28 protein-coding genes and 2 tRNA genes are annotated in these 16,158 nt (G+C 33.2%); 3 read left to right on the top strand and 27 right to left on the bottom strand.

Annotation, left to right across the window (positions count from 1 at the left end; genetic code table 11):
• Position 1: 1 nt before the first annotated feature.
• From rplO to NOVO_06085, 24 genes are all read right to left on the bottom strand, one after another.
• Positions 2-478 (bottom strand): 50S ribosomal protein L15, encoded by a 477-nt coding sequence (gene rplO, locus NOVO_06200; GenBank protein ID AIL65594.1) that lies wholly within the window; start codon positions 476-478, stop codon positions 2-4.
• 22 nt (positions 479-500) lie between these two features.
• Positions 501-704 carry a 50S ribosomal protein L30 gene (locus NOVO_06195; protein AIL65593.1) on the bottom strand — a complete coding sequence of 68 codons (204 nt, stop codon included), beginning with the start codon at positions 702-704 and terminating at the stop codon, positions 501-503.
• A 1-nt stretch (position 705) separates the two neighbouring features.
• The gene (rpsE, locus tag NOVO_06190; protein AIL65592.1) at positions 706-1,260 is read right to left on the bottom strand and encodes a Ribosomal protein S5; all 555 of its coding nucleotides are present in this window, start codon (positions 1,258-1,260) and stop codon (positions 706-708) included.
• A 23-nt stretch (positions 1,261-1,283) separates the two neighbouring features.
• Entirely contained in the window at positions 1,284-1,655 is a 372-nt protein-coding gene (gene rplR, locus NOVO_06185; GenBank protein AIL65591.1) for a Ribosomal protein L18, read from the bottom strand.
• Between the two features lie 11 nt (positions 1,656-1,666).
• The gene (gene rplF / locus NOVO_06180) at positions 1,667-2,206 is read right to left on the bottom strand and encodes a Ribosomal protein L6 (protein AIL65590.1); all 540 of its coding nucleotides are present in this window, start codon (positions 2,204-2,206) and stop codon (positions 1,667-1,669) included.
• Between the two features lie 23 nt (positions 2,207-2,229).
• Positions 2,230-2,625, bottom strand: coding sequence for a Ribosomal protein S8 (gene rpsH, locus NOVO_06175; GenBank protein AIL65589.1), 396 nt, complete (start codon positions 2,623-2,625; stop codon positions 2,230-2,232).
• A gap of 11 nt (positions 2,626-2,636) precedes the next feature.
• On the bottom strand, positions 2,637-2,942 hold the full coding sequence (gene rpsN / locus NOVO_06170; GenBank protein AIL65588.1) for a Ribosomal protein S14: 306 nt from the start codon (positions 2,940-2,942) through the stop codon (positions 2,637-2,639).
• A gap of 7 nt (positions 2,943-2,949) precedes the next feature.
• On the bottom strand, positions 2,950-3,492 hold the full coding sequence (gene rplE, locus NOVO_06165; protein ID AIL65587.1) for a 50S ribosomal protein L5: 543 nt from the start codon (positions 3,490-3,492) through the stop codon (positions 2,950-2,952).
• Positions 3,493-3,505: 13 nt separating this feature from the next.
• Entirely contained in the window at positions 3,506-3,826 is a 321-nt protein-coding gene (gene rplX / locus NOVO_06160; GenBank protein ID AIL65586.1) for a 50S ribosomal protein L24, read from the bottom strand.
• A gap of 1 nt (position 3,827) precedes the next feature.
• Positions 3,828-4,196, bottom strand: a complete 369-nt coding sequence (gene rplN, locus NOVO_06155; GenBank protein AIL65585.1) for a Ribosomal protein L14 — start codon at positions 4,194-4,196, stop codon at positions 3,828-3,830.
• A 41-nt stretch (positions 4,197-4,237) separates the two neighbouring features.
• On the bottom strand, positions 4,238-4,468 hold the full coding sequence (rpsQ, locus tag NOVO_06150; protein ID AIL65584.1) for a Ribosomal protein S17: 231 nt from the start codon (positions 4,466-4,468) through the stop codon (positions 4,238-4,240).
• Positions 4,461-4,673, bottom strand: coding sequence for a Ribosomal protein L29 (gene rpmC / locus NOVO_06145; protein AIL65583.1), 213 nt, complete (start codon positions 4,671-4,673; stop codon positions 4,461-4,463). The genes rpsQ and rpmC overlap by 8 nt, the downstream gene beginning before the upstream one ends.
• Position 4,674: 1 nt before the next feature.
• Positions 4,675-5,088: a Ribosomal protein L16 gene (gene rplP / locus NOVO_06140; protein ID AIL65582.1), complete on the bottom strand. Its 414-nt coding sequence runs from the start codon at positions 5,086-5,088 to the stop codon at positions 4,675-4,677.
• Positions 5,089-5,109: 21 nt separating this feature from the next.
• Positions 5,110-5,769 (bottom strand): Ribosomal protein S3, encoded by a 660-nt coding sequence (gene rpsC / locus NOVO_06135; GenBank protein ID AIL65581.1) that lies wholly within the window; start codon positions 5,767-5,769, stop codon positions 5,110-5,112.
• A gap of 3 nt (positions 5,770-5,772) precedes the next feature.
• Positions 5,773-6,150: a Ribosomal protein L22 gene (gene rplV, locus NOVO_06130; GenBank protein ID AIL65580.1), complete on the bottom strand. Its 378-nt coding sequence runs from the start codon at positions 6,148-6,150 to the stop codon at positions 5,773-5,775.
• Between the two features lie 6 nt (positions 6,151-6,156).
• On the bottom strand, positions 6,157-6,435 hold the full coding sequence (rpsS, locus tag NOVO_06125) for a Ribosomal protein S19 (GenBank protein AIL65579.1): 279 nt from the start codon (positions 6,433-6,435) through the stop codon (positions 6,157-6,159).
• 16 nt (positions 6,436-6,451) lie between these two features.
• Positions 6,452-7,279 carry a Ribosomal protein L2 gene (gene rplB, locus NOVO_06120; GenBank protein AIL65578.1) on the bottom strand — a complete coding sequence of 276 codons (828 nt, stop codon included), beginning with the start codon at positions 7,277-7,279 and terminating at the stop codon, positions 6,452-6,454.
• A gap of 1 nt (position 7,280) precedes the next feature.
• Complete coding sequence (rplW, locus tag NOVO_06115; GenBank protein ID AIL65577.1) at positions 7,281-7,580, bottom strand: Ribosomal protein L23; 300 nt, start codon at positions 7,578-7,580, stop codon at positions 7,281-7,283.
• Positions 7,577-8,197 (bottom strand): Ribosomal protein L4, encoded by a 621-nt coding sequence (rplD, locus tag NOVO_06110; protein ID AIL65576.1) that lies wholly within the window; start codon positions 8,195-8,197, stop codon positions 7,577-7,579. Before rplD ends, rplW begins: the two co-directional genes overlap by 4 nt.
• A gap of 8 nt (positions 8,198-8,205) precedes the next feature.
• Positions 8,206-8,886 (bottom strand): Ribosomal protein L3, encoded by a 681-nt coding sequence (gene rplC, locus NOVO_06105; protein AIL65575.1) that lies wholly within the window; start codon positions 8,884-8,886, stop codon positions 8,206-8,208.
• The gene (gene rpsJ / locus NOVO_06100; protein AIL65574.1) at positions 8,886-9,203 is read right to left on the bottom strand and encodes a Ribosomal protein S10; all 318 of its coding nucleotides are present in this window, start codon (positions 9,201-9,203) and stop codon (positions 8,886-8,888) included. The genes rplC and rpsJ overlap by 1 nt, the downstream gene beginning before the upstream one ends.
• Positions 9,204-9,221: 18 nt before the next feature.
• Positions 9,222-10,421 carry an Elongation factor Tu gene (gene tufA_2 / locus NOVO_06095; GenBank protein AIL65573.1) on the bottom strand — a complete coding sequence of 400 codons (1,200 nt, stop codon included), beginning with the start codon at positions 10,419-10,421 and terminating at the stop codon, positions 9,222-9,224.
• Between the two features lie 77 nt (positions 10,422-10,498).
• A tRNA-Gly gene (locus tag NOVO_06090) sits at positions 10,499-10,572 on the bottom strand.
• Positions 10,573-10,609: 37 nt separating this feature from the next.
• Positions 10,610-10,695: transfer RNA gene (locus tag NOVO_06085), tRNA-Tyr, on the bottom strand.
• A gap of 182 nt (positions 10,696-10,877) precedes the next feature.
• On the opposite strand from NOVO_06085, the gene NOVO_06080 reads away from it, so the two are divergent.
• Entirely contained in the window at positions 10,878-11,621 is a 744-nt protein-coding gene (locus tag NOVO_06080) for a Putative TrmH family tRNA/rRNA methyltransferase (GenBank protein ID AIL65572.1), read from the top strand.
• 1 nt (position 11,622) lies between these two features.
• On the opposite strand, the gene engB is transcribed toward NOVO_06080, so the two are convergent.
• Both engB and NOVO_06070 read right to left on the bottom strand, forming a co-directional pair.
• Positions 11,623-12,249, bottom strand: a complete 627-nt coding sequence (engB, locus tag NOVO_06075) for a putative GTP-binding protein EngB (protein ID AIL65571.1) — start codon at positions 12,247-12,249, stop codon at positions 11,623-11,625.
• A complete protein-coding gene (locus NOVO_06070) occupies positions 12,230-12,742 on the bottom strand; it encodes a p-hydroxyphenylacetate 3-hydroxylase, reductase component (protein ID AIL65570.1) in 513 nt (170 codons plus the stop codon). Before NOVO_06070 ends, engB begins: the two co-directional genes overlap by 20 nt.
• Positions 12,743-12,927: 185 nt before the next feature.
• Here NOVO_06070 and motA point away from each other — a divergent pair, with 185 nt between their 5' ends.
• Positions 12,928-13,788 carry a Chemotaxis protein MotA gene (gene motA, locus NOVO_06065; GenBank protein ID AIL65569.1) on the top strand — a complete coding sequence of 287 codons (861 nt, stop codon included), beginning with the start codon at positions 12,928-12,930 and terminating at the stop codon, positions 13,786-13,788.
• Between the two features lie 11 nt (positions 13,789-13,799).
• Positions 13,800-14,669 (top strand): Chemotaxis protein MotB, encoded by an 870-nt coding sequence (gene motB / locus NOVO_06060; protein AIL65568.1) that lies wholly within the window; start codon positions 13,800-13,802, stop codon positions 14,667-14,669.
• An 84-nt stretch (positions 14,670-14,753) separates the two neighbouring features.
• On the opposite strand, the gene NOVO_06055 is transcribed toward motB, so the two are convergent.
• Positions 14,754-15,725 carry an Integrase core domain protein gene (locus NOVO_06055; GenBank protein ID AIL65567.1) on the bottom strand — a complete coding sequence of 324 codons (972 nt, stop codon included), beginning with the start codon at positions 15,723-15,725 and terminating at the stop codon, positions 14,754-14,756.
• Positions 15,726-16,158: the final 433 nt, after the last annotated feature.

The following is a 16,158-nucleotide window of genomic DNA, read 5'->3' as shown; positions in this document are numbered from 1 at the left end:
TTTAATTCACTTTTATTTGTGGTACAATAACAACTTTTCCACCTAATTTGGTAATTTTTTCTATTACATTCTTAGATGCTTTTTCAATTTCGATATTTATTGGTAAAGTTATTTCACCCTTTGCTAACAACTTTACAGACATAAATATATTTTTAATTATTCCAGCTTTATATAAAATTTCTTTAGTAATCATTTGTTCTAACGACCATTTATTTTCTTTTATTACCTGTTCAATAAAAGGTAAATTTATTATTTGGCATCTATTAGAGGAACATTTGCTTTTAAAACCTCTTTTAGGCAACCTTCTATGTAATGGCATTTGTCCACCCTCAAAACCTTTAATAGCAACACCAGATCTCGACTTTTGACCTTTTACACCCTTACCACATGTTTTACCTTTACCGGAACCTATTCCACGGCCTAGTCTTTTACTATTTTTTCTAGCCCCATCAATGTCTTTTATTGTATTTAATTTCATTTTATTAGAACCCTTCCATTACTTAAGAATTTATTTCTGTTACACACACCAAATGGCGTACTTCATAAATCATTCCTCTAACAGATGCATTATCTTGTAGCACTTTATGACTTTGTATTCCTCTCAACCCTAAACCTAATAAATTTAATCGCTGATTCTTATTGCAACCTATAGTACTTTTTAATTGAGTAATTTTTATTAATTTATTTTTCTTTATATTGCTCATATTAATTTTTTACCTCGCCGCTAGTTTCACGTCTTTCAATGATTTCTCCTACTCTTTTATTCCTTTTATCGGCAATTTGCCTAGGAGAATTCAATTCTTTTAATGCATTGAAAGTTGCACCAATCATATTATGTACATTTGAAGATCCTATAGACTTAGCTACTATGTCATGTATGCCCAGTACTTCAAATACAGCACGCATAGGGCCACCAGCAATAATTCCAGTACCTGCTTTTGCAGAACGCAATAATACTTTTCCAGCGCCAAAATTACCCAATACATCATGATGCAAAGTACGCCCCTCACGTAAGTGTATTCTCATCATTGACTTTTTAGCCACTTGCGCTGCTTTCGCTCTAGCTTCCGTCACTTCTTTGGCTTTTCCTAAAGCATATCCCACACGCCCCTTACCATCACCTACGACAACTACAGCTGTAAAGCCAAATCTTTTACCACCTTTTACAACTTTGGATACACGACCTATATATACTAGTATTTCTTTTAATTCTGATTCTTCATTAATATGTTTAGAATCACCACTTGCACTACCCTTCATAAAGACCCTTATATTATTAAAAACTAAAATAACAAACCATTTTCACGCGCACTATCAGCCAAAGCTTTTACTCGCCCATGAAACATATAACCACCCTTATCAAATACTACTTCTTTAATATTAATTTTTTGTGCCCGCTCCGCAATTAAGATGCCTACTTTTTTAGCAGTATCTATATTGTTACTTAATTTCTTTTTTTCTATCCCTTTTAATTTAGTATCTAAAGTAGAAGCTGAAGCTAATGTAATTCCTTGTACATCATCTATTAACTGAGCATAGATATGTTGATTAGACCTAAATACAGATAACCTAATTCTTCCATGTTTATTACACTTTCTAATAGCAGATCTAGTTCTTTGCTTTCTACGCCTAAAAAGTTTATCAGCAGTAATCATTTTTACCTCTATTATTTCTTTTTACCAATTTTTCTTCTTATACGTTCATTTTCGTATTTTATTCCTTTTGCTTTATAAGGTTCAGGTGGTCTTAACTTTCTTATTTCTGCCGCTACTTGACCTACTTTCTGTTTATCAACACCAGTAATGGTAATAGAAGTAGGCTTTTCAGATTTTATTTGTATACCTGAAGGTATAGCATACTTTATTTCATGGCTAAATCCTAAAAATAAAGTTAAAAATAATTTATCAACAGCACACCTATAACCAACTCCGTTCATTTCTAGTTTTACTACAAATCCTACCGATACACCATGTACCAAATTATATATAAGACTTCTAGATAATCCCCACATAGCCTTTGCATCCATTGATTCATCTACAGGCAATACTCTAAGTTCTTGCTTTTGATGATCATAATTCACTTTTACTTTATTACTAATTTTAAAAGCTAACTGACCCAAATTACCAATAACACTAATCTTACCTTCTTCTAGGTTCACTTTTACTCCTGGAGGTACAGTTATAGGCATTTTACCAACACGCGACATATTATATTTCTCTCTCAAATAAATTAAAAAACTTTACATAAAATTTCGCCACCCACCTTAGCTAAGCGCGCTTCGTAATCAGACATAATTCCTTTTGAGGTAGACAAAATCACAACACCTAAACCATTATAAAACTTTTTTAATTCTTTAACAGATGAATAAAGACGTCTTCCAGGCTTAGATATTCTTTTAATTTCCTTGATAGCTGGTTTATTACTATATTTCAATTCTATACTTATCTCTTTAATACCTTTTCTTATTTCATCTATAGAATAATCTCTAATATATCCTTCCTTTTTTAAAACATCTAATACCATAATGTTTTGCATTGACATTGGCATTTTAACAAGAGACAATCTGGCACGCTGACCATTTCTTATTCTTGTAATCATATCTCCTAAAGAGTCTGTAATTGTCATAATTTTTACCCCTACCAACTAGCTTTTATCATTCCAGGAATTTGCTTAACTGCTGCTAAATCACGTAATGCTATTCTTGATAATTTAAATCTACGATAATATCCTCTTGGTCTTCCAGAAAGCAAGCATCTATTACGTAATCTATTTCTAGCACTATTACGAGGCAGTTTTGCCAACTTAAGCTGAGCATCAAATCTTTCTTCAATACTTACATTTTTATTCATTATAATTTCTTTCAATTTAGTTCTTTGTAACTTAAACTTATTTACTAAACGAGTACGCATTTTATTCTTTTCTATTGAACTTTTTTTAGACATAAAACCTCTAATTCTTAAAAGGTAGATAAAAACCTGACAACAATTGCTTAGACTCTTGAACTGTGTTAGCTGTCGTTACTATAGTTATATTTAAACCAAAAATTTTATATATTTTATCATAGTTTATTTCAGGAAAAATTACATGTTCTTTAATTCCCAGCGAAAGATTTGCATTAGAGTCAAAACTATTTATAGAAAATCCTCTAAATTCTCTAATACGAGGTAAAGCCACAATTACTAATCTTTCTAAAAAGTCATACATTTTATCTTTACGCAATGTTACTTTACACCCTATAGGCATGCCTTTACGCAATTTAAATGCAGCTATAGATTTTTTTGCCATAGTAAAAACAACTTTCTGACCAGCAATTAAAGCTAAATCATGCGCAGCTGCTTCTAAGGTTTTACTATCCCCCACTACTTCACCTACTCCCATATTCAAAGATATCTTTTCAATACAAGGAATTTGCATGGGATTAATATAATTAAACTGATTTTTTAAATCTTTAACTATAGCATTTTTATATAATTCTTTAAAACGTAATAACATAATTTTTATCCTACTAGTCTATAATTTCTCCTGAACGTTTAGCAATACGCGCTTTACGACCATCATCTAAAATTTTATAAGCCACCTTAGTAGGCAGATTAGTTTGAGGATCTATGTAAGCTACATTAGAAACATCTATAGGAGCTTCCTTAGTAATAATCCCACCAGAAGACTTCATACTAGGACGTACATGCTTTTTTACAAGATTTATACCTTCTAAGATAACTTTATTAGATTTAGGCATAACTTTCTTTACTACACCCTTACTGCCTTTATCTTTCCCAGATAAAACCTGCACCCTATCACCTTTTTTAATTTTTATTTTAGTACCCATATTATAAAACCTCTGGAGCTAAAGAAATTATTTTCATAAACTTTTTTGCCCTCAATTCACGTGGAACAGGACCAAAAATTCTTGTACCTATAGGCTCACCTTGATTGTTTATAAGAACGGCAGCATTTTTATCAAACTTTATTACACTTCCATCATGCCTTTTAATTTCTTTTGCCGTACGCACTATAACAGCTCTTTGGACTTCTCCTTTTTTTACCTTACCCCTAGGTAAGGCATCCTGAACAGAAACTATTATTACATCTCCTACAAAAGCATACCTTCTTAAAGAGCCTCCAATAACTTTTATACATTTTACACTACGAGCACCAGAATTATCTGCCACATCTAAATGAGTTTGCACTTGGATCATAATTTACCATTTACAGTATTTATATTAATTTAGCTATATATTTATTCGTATACAACTTTCCATTTTTTTGTTTTAGAAATAGGCCTAGATTCCACTATATTTACAATATCACCTATATCACACCGATTCTCCTCATCATGAGCAGTATATTTTTTTAATCTACTTACTGTTTTCTTATAGATAGAATGTATAAACCTTCTTTCTACTTTTACAGTAATAGTTTTATCATTTTTATTACTAACCACTACTCCTTGTAAAACACGCTTAGGCATTACCTTTTTCTCCAACTACTTTTAATCTCTGTTCTAACAAAGTCTTAACTTTAGCTATACTTCTTTTTACAATCCTCAATCTAGCAGTATTCTGTAACTTACCCAAAGGTTTTTGAACACGCAAATTAAAGGACTCTCTCTTAAGTTCTAGCAATAATTCTAATAATTTATCATTATCTTTAGTCTTTATTTCGGAATATTTCATTTTAATTCCCTATTCTTTTTACAAATTTGGTACGTACAGGCAATTTAGCAGCACCTTTGTCAAAAGCTTCTCTAGCTATTTTTTCTGGTACTCCATCAAGCTCAAACATTATTCTACCAGGATGCACTCTACATACCCAAAATTCTGGATTTCCCTTTCCACTACCCATGCGTACTTCCGCAGGCTTTTTAGACACAGGAACATCTGGAAAAATTCTAATCCATAATTTTCCAACTCTTTTCATATGCCTCATTACAGCACGTCTTGCAGCTTCTATCTGCCTTGCTGTAACGCGCTCAGGATCCAAAGACTTTAAGCCAAAGGCACCAAACAATAGATCAGTACCCCCCTTAGCATTACCATGAATCCTACCCTTATGAGCTTTACGGTATTTAGTTTTTTTAGGACTTAACATAATATTACCTTTGTCTATTACCTACAATTCTTGAACTTTATCAACGACTACTTCTTGATCTACTGCATCACCTTTATAGACCCAAACTTTTACTCCTATTACACCATAAGTAGTATAAGCGTTTGCAGAGCCATAACCAATATCCGCTCTTAATGTATGCAAAGGCACCCTACCCTCTCTATACCATTCCATTCTGGCAATTTCAGCACCACCCAATCTTCCAGAACAATTAATCCTAATACCCTTACCACCCATCTTTAAACAAGATTGAATAGCACGCTTCATCGCCCTTCTAAATGCCACACGACGTTCTAATTGCTGAGCTACAGACTCAGCTATAAGAGTAGCATCAATTTCAGGCTTTCTAACCTCTACTATATTCAGCTGTACTTCACTTTTAGTAAACTTACTAATTTGAATTTTAATTTTTTCAATATCAGAACCCTTTCTTCCAATAACCACTCCAGGCTTAGCAGTATAAATTGTTACACAAGCTTTTTTAGCAGGCCTCTCTATCAGAATTCTGCTAACACCAGCCAATTTTAGAGCTTTCTTTAAATAGCTTCTTATTTGTAAATCTTCGTGTAATTGATTTGCATATTCCTTGTCAGCATACCATTTAGAATCCCAGTCTTTATTAACAGCTACTCTAAAACCTACAGGATTAACCTTTTGACCCATTAATTATTTCTCCTCATATTCACGTACAATTATAGATAAATTGCTAAAATATTTATGAATTCTATTCGCCCTACCTCTTGCTCTAGCATGCATTCTTTTCATCACAACAGATTTACCTACTACAGCTCTATAAACATATAATTTATCTATGTCTAAGTTGTGATTATTTTCCGCATTCGCTATAGCAGACTGCAAACACTTTTTTACTTCTCCTGCAATACGCTTCCTCACAAACGTAAGTTGCACTACAGCCTCGCTTACTTTCATATTTTGTATGAAAGAAGCAATAAGCCCTAATTTCCTTGGGCTAACACGCAAAGAAGTAGATTTAGCTATAGCCTCATTATTAGCAATTTTACTTGGTTTTGCTTTTTTACCCATAAAATCCTATCCTCTTTTAGCTTTTTTATCACCACTATGACCATTAAAAGTCCTAGTAGGAGAAAATTCTCCAAGCTTATATCCTACCATCTCTTCCTTAACTAGGACAGGAATAAACTTACGTCCATTATATACACCAAACGTTAACCCAACAAAATCAGGTATAATAGTAGATCTTCTAGACCATGTCTTAATAATCTGATTACGCCCAGATTGCAAGACCTTTTGTACTTTTTTTAATAAATAACCATCTACAACTGGACCTTTCCATACAGAACGTGCCATAATTTTTTATCTCCTATTATTTTGCGTATCTACGACGTATTATATATTTACCAGTAGATTTATTTGATCTTGTTCTTTTACCTTTGGTTGATTTACCCCAAGGAGTTACAGGATGACGACCACCAGAAGTTTTACCTTCTCCACCACCATGAGGATGATCTACAGGATTCATTGCTACACCTCTGACAGTAGGTCTACATCCAAGCCATCTCATACGACCAGCCTTACCATAATTTTTATTCTGGTGATCAGCATTGGATACCGTACCAATAGTAGCCATACAATCGCTTCTAACCATCCTAACTTCACCAGATCTTAACCTTAGCAATGCATAGCCAGAATCTTTACCTATAAGCTGAACATAACTACCAGCAGACCTAGCTAATTGACCACCTTTTAATGGCTTTAATTCTACATTATGCAAAATAGTTCCTACAGGTATGTCATACATAGGTAATGCGTTACCAACTTTAATATCTACATTACGACCTGCGATCACCTTATCACCTACCTCAAGTTTCTGAGGAGCTAATATATAAGACAAAGTATCATCAAGATATTTAATTAGCGCAATATATGCCGTTCTATTAGGATCATATTCTATCCTTTCTACCACCGCTTCTATATTTAATTTGTTACGTTTAAAATCAATAATTCTATAACGTTTCTTATGTCCACCTCCACGATGCCAAGACGTAATACGTCCTAAATTATTACGACCACCTGTGTTTTTTTTACCAGAAGTCAAAGTTTTGACAGGTTTACCCTTCCAAAGATTAGATTTATCGACCAACACTAATTCTCTTTGTGAAGGCGTAGTAGGTCTAAATTTTTTTAATACCATATTATACCTCTATTCCAGAAATATCTATATTTTGACCAGAAGACAATGAAATTATAGCTTTTTTATAATCATTTCTTTTGCCCACTTTACCCCTAAACATTTTTCTTTTACCTGACATATTAATTATATTCACCTTGGTAACATTTATACCAAACAAATGTTCAATAGCAGTTTTTATTGTATATTTTGTAGCACCTACACTTACCAAAAAACTATGTTTATTTTCAACTTCTGTTGCTCTGGTTGATTTTTCCGTTATAATTGGAGATCTAATAATGTCATATATATTATCTTTTATCACTTCAATCTCTCCTCTAGTTGCTTCACTCCCTCTTTAGTAATCAACAATGTATCATGACGTAATATATCATATACATTGGCACCTATGTGAGGCAGTATATCTACAGCGTTTAAATTGTTTATTGATTGTAAAAAATTGCTATCTACATTAGCTCCATCAATGATTAATACAGAAGATAAGCCAAAATTTTTCAATAAATCTTTTACTATTTTAGTTTTAGGAGCAGCTAACTTAGCTTCATCAATAATCAATAGTTTTCCTGATAACATTTTTGCTGATAGTGCTGTTTTTAAACCTAATTTTCTTACTTTCTTAGGTAAATCATAAGCATGACTACGTACATTAGGACCAAATATAGTAGCACCACCCCTAAACTGCCCGGAACGCAAACTACCTTGCCTAGCATGCCCTGTACCCTTCTGCTTATAAGGCTTTTTAGTAGTACCAGAAACCTCTCCCACAGTTTTTGTTTTGTGAGTACCAGCACGCCTCTTCGCCCTTTGCCATTCTATTACTCTATGCAGGATATCCTCTCTATTAGGAAGATTAAAAATCTCCTGACTTAACTGGATTTCACCCACTACTTTATTTTCTAAACTTAATACATTAGTTTTCATAATATACCCTACTCACTCTGTTCTTTGATAATAGCAGCTGGAATTTTTACACCTTCAGGCAAAGCACGTTTTACAGAATCACGTATTAAGACATAACCTTTTTTACCAGGAACAGCGCCTTTTATAATAATTAATCCTTCCTTAGAATCAATACCCACTACTTTTAAATTTTGTATAGTAACTTTTTCAGTACCAAGGTGGCCAGCCATTTTTTTGCCCTTAAACACCTTACCAGGATCTTGCCTTTGTCCAGTAGAACCATGCGATCTATGCGAAATAGATACACCGTGACTAGCTTCTAAACCACGAAAATTGTGCCTCTTCATACCACCAGCAAAACCTTTACCAACCGTAATCCCAGTAATATCTACAAATTGACCCGTAACAAAATGATCAGCTACTATTCTATCTCCTACCGTAAGCATAGCTTTCTCAGAAACCTTAAACTCTACTAATTTACGCTTAGGCTGAACTTTTGCTTTTGCAAAATGTCCCTTCAAAGGCTTTGATACGTTTTTTGCTTTTATCGTTCCTACACCAAGCTGAACAGCACGATAACCATCTTTATCTATAGACTTAGTTGAAACTACTTGACAATCTTCTAATTTCAACAAAGTCACTGGTACACGCACACCATCTTGATATATAGCAGACATCCCAAGTTTTTTAGCAACTAATCCCGTTCTCATCACTCTCCTCCAACCAATTTTATCTCCACATCCACACCAGCAGCTAAATCTACTTTCATAAGCGCATCTATTGTCTGCGGAGTAGGATTGCTAATAGTCAACAATCTTCTATGACGCCTAATTTCAAACTGCTCCCTAGATTTTTTGTCAATATGAGGCGATCTATTAACAGTAAATCTTTCAATTTTTTGAGGCAAAGGTATAGGACTAATTTCAGCACCAGTCCTCTGAACCGTACTCACAATCTTTTTAGTTGCTTGATCTAAAACCTTATGATCAAAAGCTTTTAATCTAATACGTATTTTTTGTTTATGCATAACATTCTCAGTTTCTAACTATTTTTTTATTTTATTAACTAAACCAGCTCCAACAGTCCTACCACCTTCTCTGATCGCAAATCTTAACCCCTCATCCATAGCAATCGGCGCTATTAAACTTACACTCAATTTTACTGTATCACCTGGCATCACCATCTTCTTATCTTCTGGCAATTCTATAGTACCCGTAACATCCGTGGTTCTAAAATAAAATTGCGGCCTATAATTATTGAAAAATGGCGTATGTCTTCCACCCTCTTCTGCCGTTAATATATATACTTCTGTCTCAAAATCTGTATGCGGAGTAATCGTACCTGGTTTAGCCAATACTTGACCCCTCTGAACTTCCTCTCTCTTCGTACCACGCAACAATACCCCAACGTTATCACCAGCTCTACCCTCATCTAGTAGCTTACGGAACATCTCTACACCTGTACAGGTCGTCTTTAATGTCGGCTTTAAACCTACTATCTCTATCTCATCACCCGTCTTGACTATTCCTCTCTCAATCCTTCCTGTTACTACCGTCCCTCTTCCAGATATCGAAAATACATCTTCCACTGGCATCAAGAAGGCTCTATCTATATCCCTCTCAGGTTGTGGTATCGTCTCATCTACTGCCTTCATCAACTCAATAATCGCTTCTTTACCTAGCTTATTATCTGTATTCTCTAATGCCGCTAAGGCTGAGCATCTTATTATAGGTATCTTATCTCCATCAAATCCATAGGAACTCAATAATTCTCTAACTTCCATCTCAACTAATTCTAATAACTCTTCATCCTCTACCATATCTACTTTATTTAGCGCAACTACTAACGCTGGAACTCCTACCTGTCTCGCTAATAATATATGCTCTCTTGTCTGAGGCATAGGACCATCAGCTGCTGACACTACTAATATCGCTCCATCCATTTGAGCAGCTCCTGTAATCATATTCTTTACATAATCTGCGTGACCAGGACAGTCTACATGCGCATAGTGCCTATTCTTTGTTTCATACTCTACATGCGCTGTACTAATTGTTATTCCTCTTGCTCTTTCTTCTGGCGCCTTGTCTATCGAATCATATGCCGCATAGCTCGCTGAACCTATACTCGCATCTTCAGATAATACTTTTGTTATTGCTGCTGTTAATGACGTCTTACCATGATCCACGTGACCTATTGTACCTATATTACAATGCGGCTTATTTCTCTCAAATTTTGCCTTTGCCATAAAATTTACTACCCTCTATTAAATCATTTGTTTAACAAAATTTATTACTAACCAATAACAGCTCATACCCTTCTACTTGGAGCGGGTGATGGGAATCGAACCCACGTGACCAGCTTGGAAGGCTGGGGCTCTACCATTGAGCTACACCCGCTTAATTCCTCCTGCTCCTATACCCTTCTCTAAATATTTGGTGGAGGGGGTAGGATTCGAACCTACGTACGCATACGCGGGCAGATTTACAGTCTGCTGCCATTAACCACTCGGCCACCCCTCCATACAACATATAGCGTTTCTATACTTACTATTTTTCACTTTACAAAAATTGTATAGTAGAGGTTTGCTCTTTTAACCTATTAAGCTATATATGTCAACGTGTAAACTACATTTATTTTGATTTATTAAAATTATTTTGTATGTTATACGTCATGCATTATTAAACTTAAAATTAGGAAACCTTTGAAAAAGATAACACATAATACAATTTGGCTATACGGTAAACATGCTGTTTTTGCTGCACTTAAAAATCCAAATAGAAAATGCTATACGTTACTTATCACCAAACATATTTATCCAGAAATTTTTAATTCTGCAATACCAAATAATAAAAAAATTAAAATTATTACCACTGATGTAAATACCATCGCATCCAAACTACCAAATGCTGCTGTACACCAAAATATGGCACTAGAAGTTGCTACATTACCTGAGATTTCTTTAGAATATTTAATAAATAATTTTAAAGACAATAGAAATTCTATTATTATTTTAGATCAAATTACTGATACCCATAATATTGGAGCTATCTTAAGATCAGCAGCAGCATTCAATTGCTTATGTGTGATTCTGCCACGTAATCATGCACCAAACGAAACTAATACTATGGCTAAATCTGCCTCTGGTGCCCTAGAATCTGTACCATTAGTAAGAGTGACAAATTTAGCACATACTATTAATTATTTAAAATCTGTAGGATATTGGTGTATAGGGCTTGATGCCTCCTCAACAACTTATTTAGAACATAACAAACTGCCTGATAAAACTGTGTTTATCATGGGAAATGAAGAAACTGGCTTAAGAAGATTAACAAAAGAAAATTGTGATTTTTTAATGAAAATTCCTATGAGTGATAAAATAGAAAGTTTAAATGTTTCCAATGCTGCCGCAATAACTTTGTATACATTCTTTCTATCAACAAAATAAATTATAAATCCATAAACTCAGCTATTGAATAACGTATTTCTTCTAATCCTATAGAGTCTCTAGCACTAGTAAAAATTAGTGCTGGATGCAAAGCTGAGTGGTAAGCCTTTATATTTTCTATATCAAGTGCCAATTTTTCTCTTTCTTTATCCGTTACCTTATCAAGTTTAGTGAAAACAATTTGGTAAGATACTCCACTATAATCCAATATATCCATAGCCTCCATATCAATCTCTTTTATAGAACGCCTAGCATCTATTAAGATGTATACTCTTTTTAAATTAGTACGCTTTTCTAGATACTCAATAGTTAAATTATTCCATCCCTTAATACGAGATTTACTAACCTTTGCATACCCATAGCCAGGTAAATCAACTAATATAATCTTTTGATTTAATGAAAAAAAGTTAAGTTGTTGTGTTCTACCTGGAGTATGAGAAACTCTAACTAGTTTTTTTCTATTCAAAATAAAATTTAATAAGCTAGATTTACCAACATTTGATCTTCCCCAAAATGCTACTTCAGGAACAAAAAATTTTGGTATATCAGCAAATTTACGCGCACCAGCCAGAAAGACAGTCTCTTGTGCAAATACATGTAATATTTTTTTATCTACTATCTCTTTCATCACTGCCTTTTTCTAATAAAGTACTATATTTTCCCTGAAATCTTGCCAAAGGTAATTTGCTAGATACAGACACAAAATTCATAACTTTACCCATAAAAATTATATGGTCACCACCTATACTTTCCTGATACTTTTCACATTCTATATAAGCTATACAATCATCAATAACAGGCAAATTACTATTTTTACTCATTGAGATATTAATATTATGCCATTTGTCCGCACCATGCATATAAGCAAATTGATATGCTATATGCTCTTGATCCTGAGCTAATATATTTACATTAAAATATTTAGACTCTTTAAAATATTTAATACTATATGATTTATTACTTAAACAAAATAATACTAGCGGAGGATCAAGAGATAGAGAAGTAAAAGATGTTATAGTAACTCCAATTTTTTCTCTATCTTGAGTCATTGCTGTTATCACAACTACACCAGTAGTAAAATTACTTAATGCTTTCTTAAATTGTAACGGTTCTAAAATCATTTATATAATTTTTCTATAATTTTTGGGCATGCTAACATTTTTTTAATAGATTATATGTTTATCATAGTAGAATAATAGTTATGTTTCTAAAAATTTTCTACATATAAAATTAATATATGTGGAGTATGCTTTAATCAATAGCTTTTATTCTTAAAGCAGATAAAAATTTAAAAGAGTAAGATAATATGTTATTTATCATAGGTTTAATAATAGTAGTAGTATCAGTACTGGGCGGATATGTACTTCATCATGGCCAACTAATTCTATTGTGGCAACCAAGTGAATTTATAATTATTTGTGGCGCAGCGTTTGGCTCCTTTTTGATTACTAATCCAATGGACATTGTAAAAGCTACAGGAAAACAATTAAAATACTTATTTAAAACTAAGCCCTACACCAAACATAATTATATAGAATTATTAACTTTTTTATTTACTATTTTTAAACTTATGAAAACTAAAGGTATGCTTGCATTAGAAGCTCATGTCGAAGATCCAAATTCCAGTGATATTTTTCAACAGTTCCCTGAAGTTATAAAAGACCACCACATATTAGCTTTCATTTGTGATGCCCTAAGATTACTCATTATGGGTGTAGATAATTATTTTCATATGGAAGAGTTAATAGATAAAGAATTAGAAGTTCATGAAATAGATGCTAATCACCCCTCACATGCTCTTATAAATGTAGGAGAAAGCTTACCTGCATTCGGTATCGTAGCTGCGGTACTAGGAGTTATTAATACAATGCGCAGCATATCTTCTCCTCCTCAAATTTTAGGTATGCTAATTGCGGGCGCCCTTGTAGGAACATTTGTAGGTGTATTATTGGCTTATGGTATTGTCTTACCTATGGGAAATTTTCTACATAAATACCATGAAGCTGAACATCAATATTTAAAATGTATTAAAGCTGGAATTATTGCACATATGCAAGGTAATGCACCTGCAGTCACTGTAGAATTTGTTAGAAAGCTTATTCCTCCTCTTGAAAGACCTACCTTTCATGAGCTAGAAAATGCATTAAATGAACGATCAAATACCTAGAGATATTCATTATGTCCAAGGATAGTAATAAAACATTAATAATTAAAAAAATTAAAAAATCAGGACAAGCTGGCGGTCACGGAGGTACTTGGAAACTTGCATATGCCGACTTTGTAACAGCTATGATGGCCTTTTTTCTATTATTATGGATCTTAAATTCTGTATCTTCTAAAAAACTACAAGGTATCGCAGATTATTTTACTCCAACTATTGGTCTACCTAATTCTGCAGGCACTTTACAACCCAACACTCCTACACAAAAACATTCAGCTAACAATAGCATTGTATTTGGCTCACCTCCTCCTGGAGCTATTATTAAGATGCCAGAAAAAATTAGACAAACATTAGAACAGCTTGATGCTAGAAATTTTTCACTTACCCAAAGTAGCTTACAAAAAGCTATATCCGATAATCCAGAACTTAAAGAATTTAGTGACAGTATAATGATTGATGAAACTCCTGAAGGATTAAGAATTCAGTTAATAGAGCAAGAAAAACGTCCATTATTTGTTATAGGAACTTCAAAGTTACAACCCTATACAAAAACTATGTTAGATACAATATCTCAATATATACGCTATATGCCTAATTATCTTTCAATTGATGGACATACGAATAAAGATAGAACTGTCAATAGAATAGATAGCTGGCAATTATCTTCAGAAAGGTCAGTCATGACCCGAAGATATCTCATTAATGCTGGTGATATAGACTCAGAACAAATTTTTCGGGTTACTGGTTATGCAGACCAAGACCCTATTGATGCATCAAATCCTTATGAATTACGTAACATACGTATTTCTTTAGTATTATTGCGTAATACCATCGTACCATTTAGCAAACAAGTATTACCTAAAGCTGTGTTATTTGAAGAAAAATAATTTAACTATGATTCTAATACTAACATCTCATCATAAGTTGGGCGACGCCTAATAACTTTCCATTCATTATCTTTAACCATAATCTCAGGTATTAATAACCTTGTACGGTTTCAGTAGTTGATGGTTAGGATTAATTCTAAAATTATTAGCATTTTGTGTGTAACAAGTCAAGATCATTTCAAAAGGCGTTTTTCTAGCAATAGAAGAAAGCCTTTTAGCATAATTATAAGCCATAACAAAAGCTTGTAGATGACTATCTAACTCTTCTCTACTAGTATAATGATACTTCTTAGTAGTAGCTTCTTTTATAGTCCTATTCATTCTTTCTACTTGACCATTGGTACTTGGACTATAAGGCCTTGTTGTGCGATGCCTGATACCGTAATCTTTACATTTTAGATCAAATCTATGTCTTGCTTTAGGAGCTCTGTACCTGGCTAAACCATTGTAAGCAAATTGAACACCATTATCAGTTAATATGGTATGTATCTTAAAGGGACAGCTACTTACCAAGTTATCAAGAAAATTAACTGTAGTATCGCCATTGCTATTATTATGCAGCTCAACATAAGCAAATTTACTCACTCTACATATTGCCACAAATATGTAAAATTTTCCCTCACCAATTCTTACTTCTGTGATATCAAGATGCATAAATCCTATTTCATAAGCCTTAAATTTCTTCTTCTCTTTGATATTATCTTCTTTGGGTAAACAAGATAAACCGTACCGTTTAAGGCATCGGTAAAGATTTGAACGAGTTAAATAAGGTATTTCTTTAATAAGTGCATCAAAGCAATCATCCAAAGGTAATTGCGTAGACTTACGAAAAGCAATAATCAAAGCTTCATCTTCGGGCTTCAAAATAGTAGTTGCTTTTTTAGGAGCATTAGAGCGATCTTCTACTCCTTCTTCTTTTCTTTGACGCCATTTTATCACAGTTTTAGGGTTAATATTATATTGTTCACTTAATTCTTTGATCGTAGCTTGCGATCGCTGTAATTCTTTTCTAATTGCGTGCGTAGTCGTGGCGCAGCCATGTAATATTTGTCCCACAATTCCTCCAAATTAATTATATCCCTAGCTCTTATTATATACTCTTTTTTTCTTCCATCAACCCTTGAAATTGTACACCTAGCAAAGGCAATTTAAAATATTACTAGGCGTAAGAAGTGAAATGTACAAAACAATACATGAGCTTTAAAGCGACAAAGTAATACTTAAATTGCTTAAGCTAGAGGCCAGAACTTAAAGAGAAGTTATAAGGTCCAAGAAGTTAAAAGATTAATTATAACTGTAGCCAAAAATGCAGTAATAATTTAATACTTTAACACTATTCGCTAAGTAACTTCTTATAAATTAAGATTCTAAGAATCTTTAAATGTAATAAACTGGCAAAAATATTTAGACGATTATTGATACTTTAAGTTTAAATATGAAAGATAAAAAAGAAAAAATAGGAAGATAAAAAGAGAATAAAATGGTAAAA

Source organism: Rickettsiales bacterium Ac37b (genome assembly GCA_000746585.2).
Taxonomy (GTDB): domain Bacteria; phylum Pseudomonadota; class Alphaproteobacteria; order Rickettsiales; family Arcanibacteraceae; genus Ac37b.
Note: the sequence above shows the minus strand (reverse complement) of the source record. Positions and strands in the feature narration are given on the sequence as shown.

Excerpts from the sequence above, each read along its gene's own strand:
- tufA_2 (AIL65573.1), bottom strand. The coding sequence starts at position 10,421 with ATGGCAAAGGCAAAATTTGAGAGAAATAAGCCGCATTGTAATATAGGT.
- engB (AIL65571.1), bottom strand. The coding sequence starts at position 12,249 with ATGAAAGAGATAGTAGATAAAAAAATATTACATGTATTTGCACAAGAG.
- rpsE (AIL65592.1), bottom strand. The coding sequence starts at position 1,260 with ATGAAGGGTAGTGCAAGTGGTGATTCTAAACATATTAATGAAGAATCA.
- rpsJ (AIL65574.1), bottom strand. The coding sequence starts at position 9,203 with ATGCATAAACAAAAAATACGTATTAGATTAAAAGCTTTTGATCATAAG.
- rplN (AIL65585.1), bottom strand. The coding sequence starts at position 4,196 with ATGATCCAAGTGCAAACTCATTTAGATGTGGCAGATAATTCTGGTGCT.
- motA (AIL65569.1), top strand. The coding sequence starts at position 12,928 with ATGTTATTTATCATAGGTTTAATAATAGTAGTAGTATCAGTACTGGGC.
- rplP (AIL65582.1), bottom strand. The coding sequence starts at position 5,088 with ATGTTAAGTCCTAAAAAAACTAAATACCGTAAAGCTCATAAGGGTAGG.
- rpsC (AIL65581.1), bottom strand. The coding sequence starts at position 5,769 with ATGGGTCAAAAGGTTAATCCTGTAGGTTTTAGAGTAGCTGTTAATAAA.
- rplV (AIL65580.1), bottom strand. The coding sequence starts at position 6,150 with ATGGGTAAAAAAGCAAAACCAAGTAAAATTGCTAATAATGAGGCTATA.
- rplC (AIL65575.1), bottom strand. The coding sequence starts at position 8,886 with ATGAGAACGGGATTAGTTGCTAAAAAACTTGGGATGTCTGCTATATAT.
- rpsN (AIL65588.1), bottom strand. The coding sequence starts at position 2,942 with ATGTCTAAAAAAAGTTCAATAGAAAAGAATAAAATGCGTACTCGTTTA.
- rplB (AIL65578.1), bottom strand. The coding sequence starts at position 7,279 with ATGGTATTAAAAAAATTTAGACCTACTACGCCTTCACAAAGAGAATTA.
- rplO (AIL65594.1), bottom strand. The coding sequence starts at position 478 with ATGAAATTAAATACAATAAAAGACATTGATGGGGCTAGAAAAAATAGT.
- rpmC (AIL65583.1), bottom strand. The coding sequence starts at position 4,673 with ATGAAATATTCCGAAATAAAGACTAAAGATAATGATAAATTATTAGAA.
- NOVO_06195 (AIL65593.1), bottom strand. The coding sequence starts at position 704 with ATGAGCAATATAAAGAAAAATAAATTAATAAAAATTACTCAATTAAAA.
- rpsH (AIL65589.1), bottom strand. The coding sequence starts at position 2,625 with ATGACAATTACAGACTCTTTAGGAGATATGATTACAAGAATAAGAAAT.
- motB (AIL65568.1), top strand. The coding sequence starts at position 13,800 with ATGTCCAAGGATAGTAATAAAACATTAATAATTAAAAAAATTAAAAAA.
- rplD (AIL65576.1), bottom strand. The coding sequence starts at position 8,197 with ATGAAAACTAATGTATTAAGTTTAGAAAATAAAGTAGTGGGTGAAATC.
- rplX (AIL65586.1), bottom strand. The coding sequence starts at position 3,826 with ATGGGTACTAAAATAAAAATTAAAAAAGGTGATAGGGTGCAGGTTTTA.
- NOVO_06070 (AIL65570.1), bottom strand. The coding sequence starts at position 12,742 with ATGATTTTAGAACCGTTACAATTTAAGAAAGCATTAAGTAATTTTACT.
- rpsS (AIL65579.1), bottom strand. The coding sequence starts at position 6,435 with ATGGCACGTTCTGTATGGAAAGGTCCAGTTGTAGATGGTTATTTATTA.
- rplR (AIL65591.1), bottom strand. The coding sequence starts at position 1,655 with ATGATTACTGCTGATAAACTTTTTAGGCGTAGAAAGCAAAGAACTAGA.
- rplF (AIL65590.1), bottom strand. The coding sequence starts at position 2,206 with ATGTCGCGTGTTGGTAAAATGCCTATAACTGTACCTCCAGGAGTAAAA.
- rpsQ (AIL65584.1), bottom strand. The coding sequence starts at position 4,468 with ATGCCTAAGCGTGTTTTACAAGGAGTAGTGGTTAGTAATAAAAATGAT.
- rplE (AIL65587.1), bottom strand. The coding sequence starts at position 3,492 with ATGTTATTACGTTTTAAAGAATTATATAAAAATGCTATAGTTAAAGAT.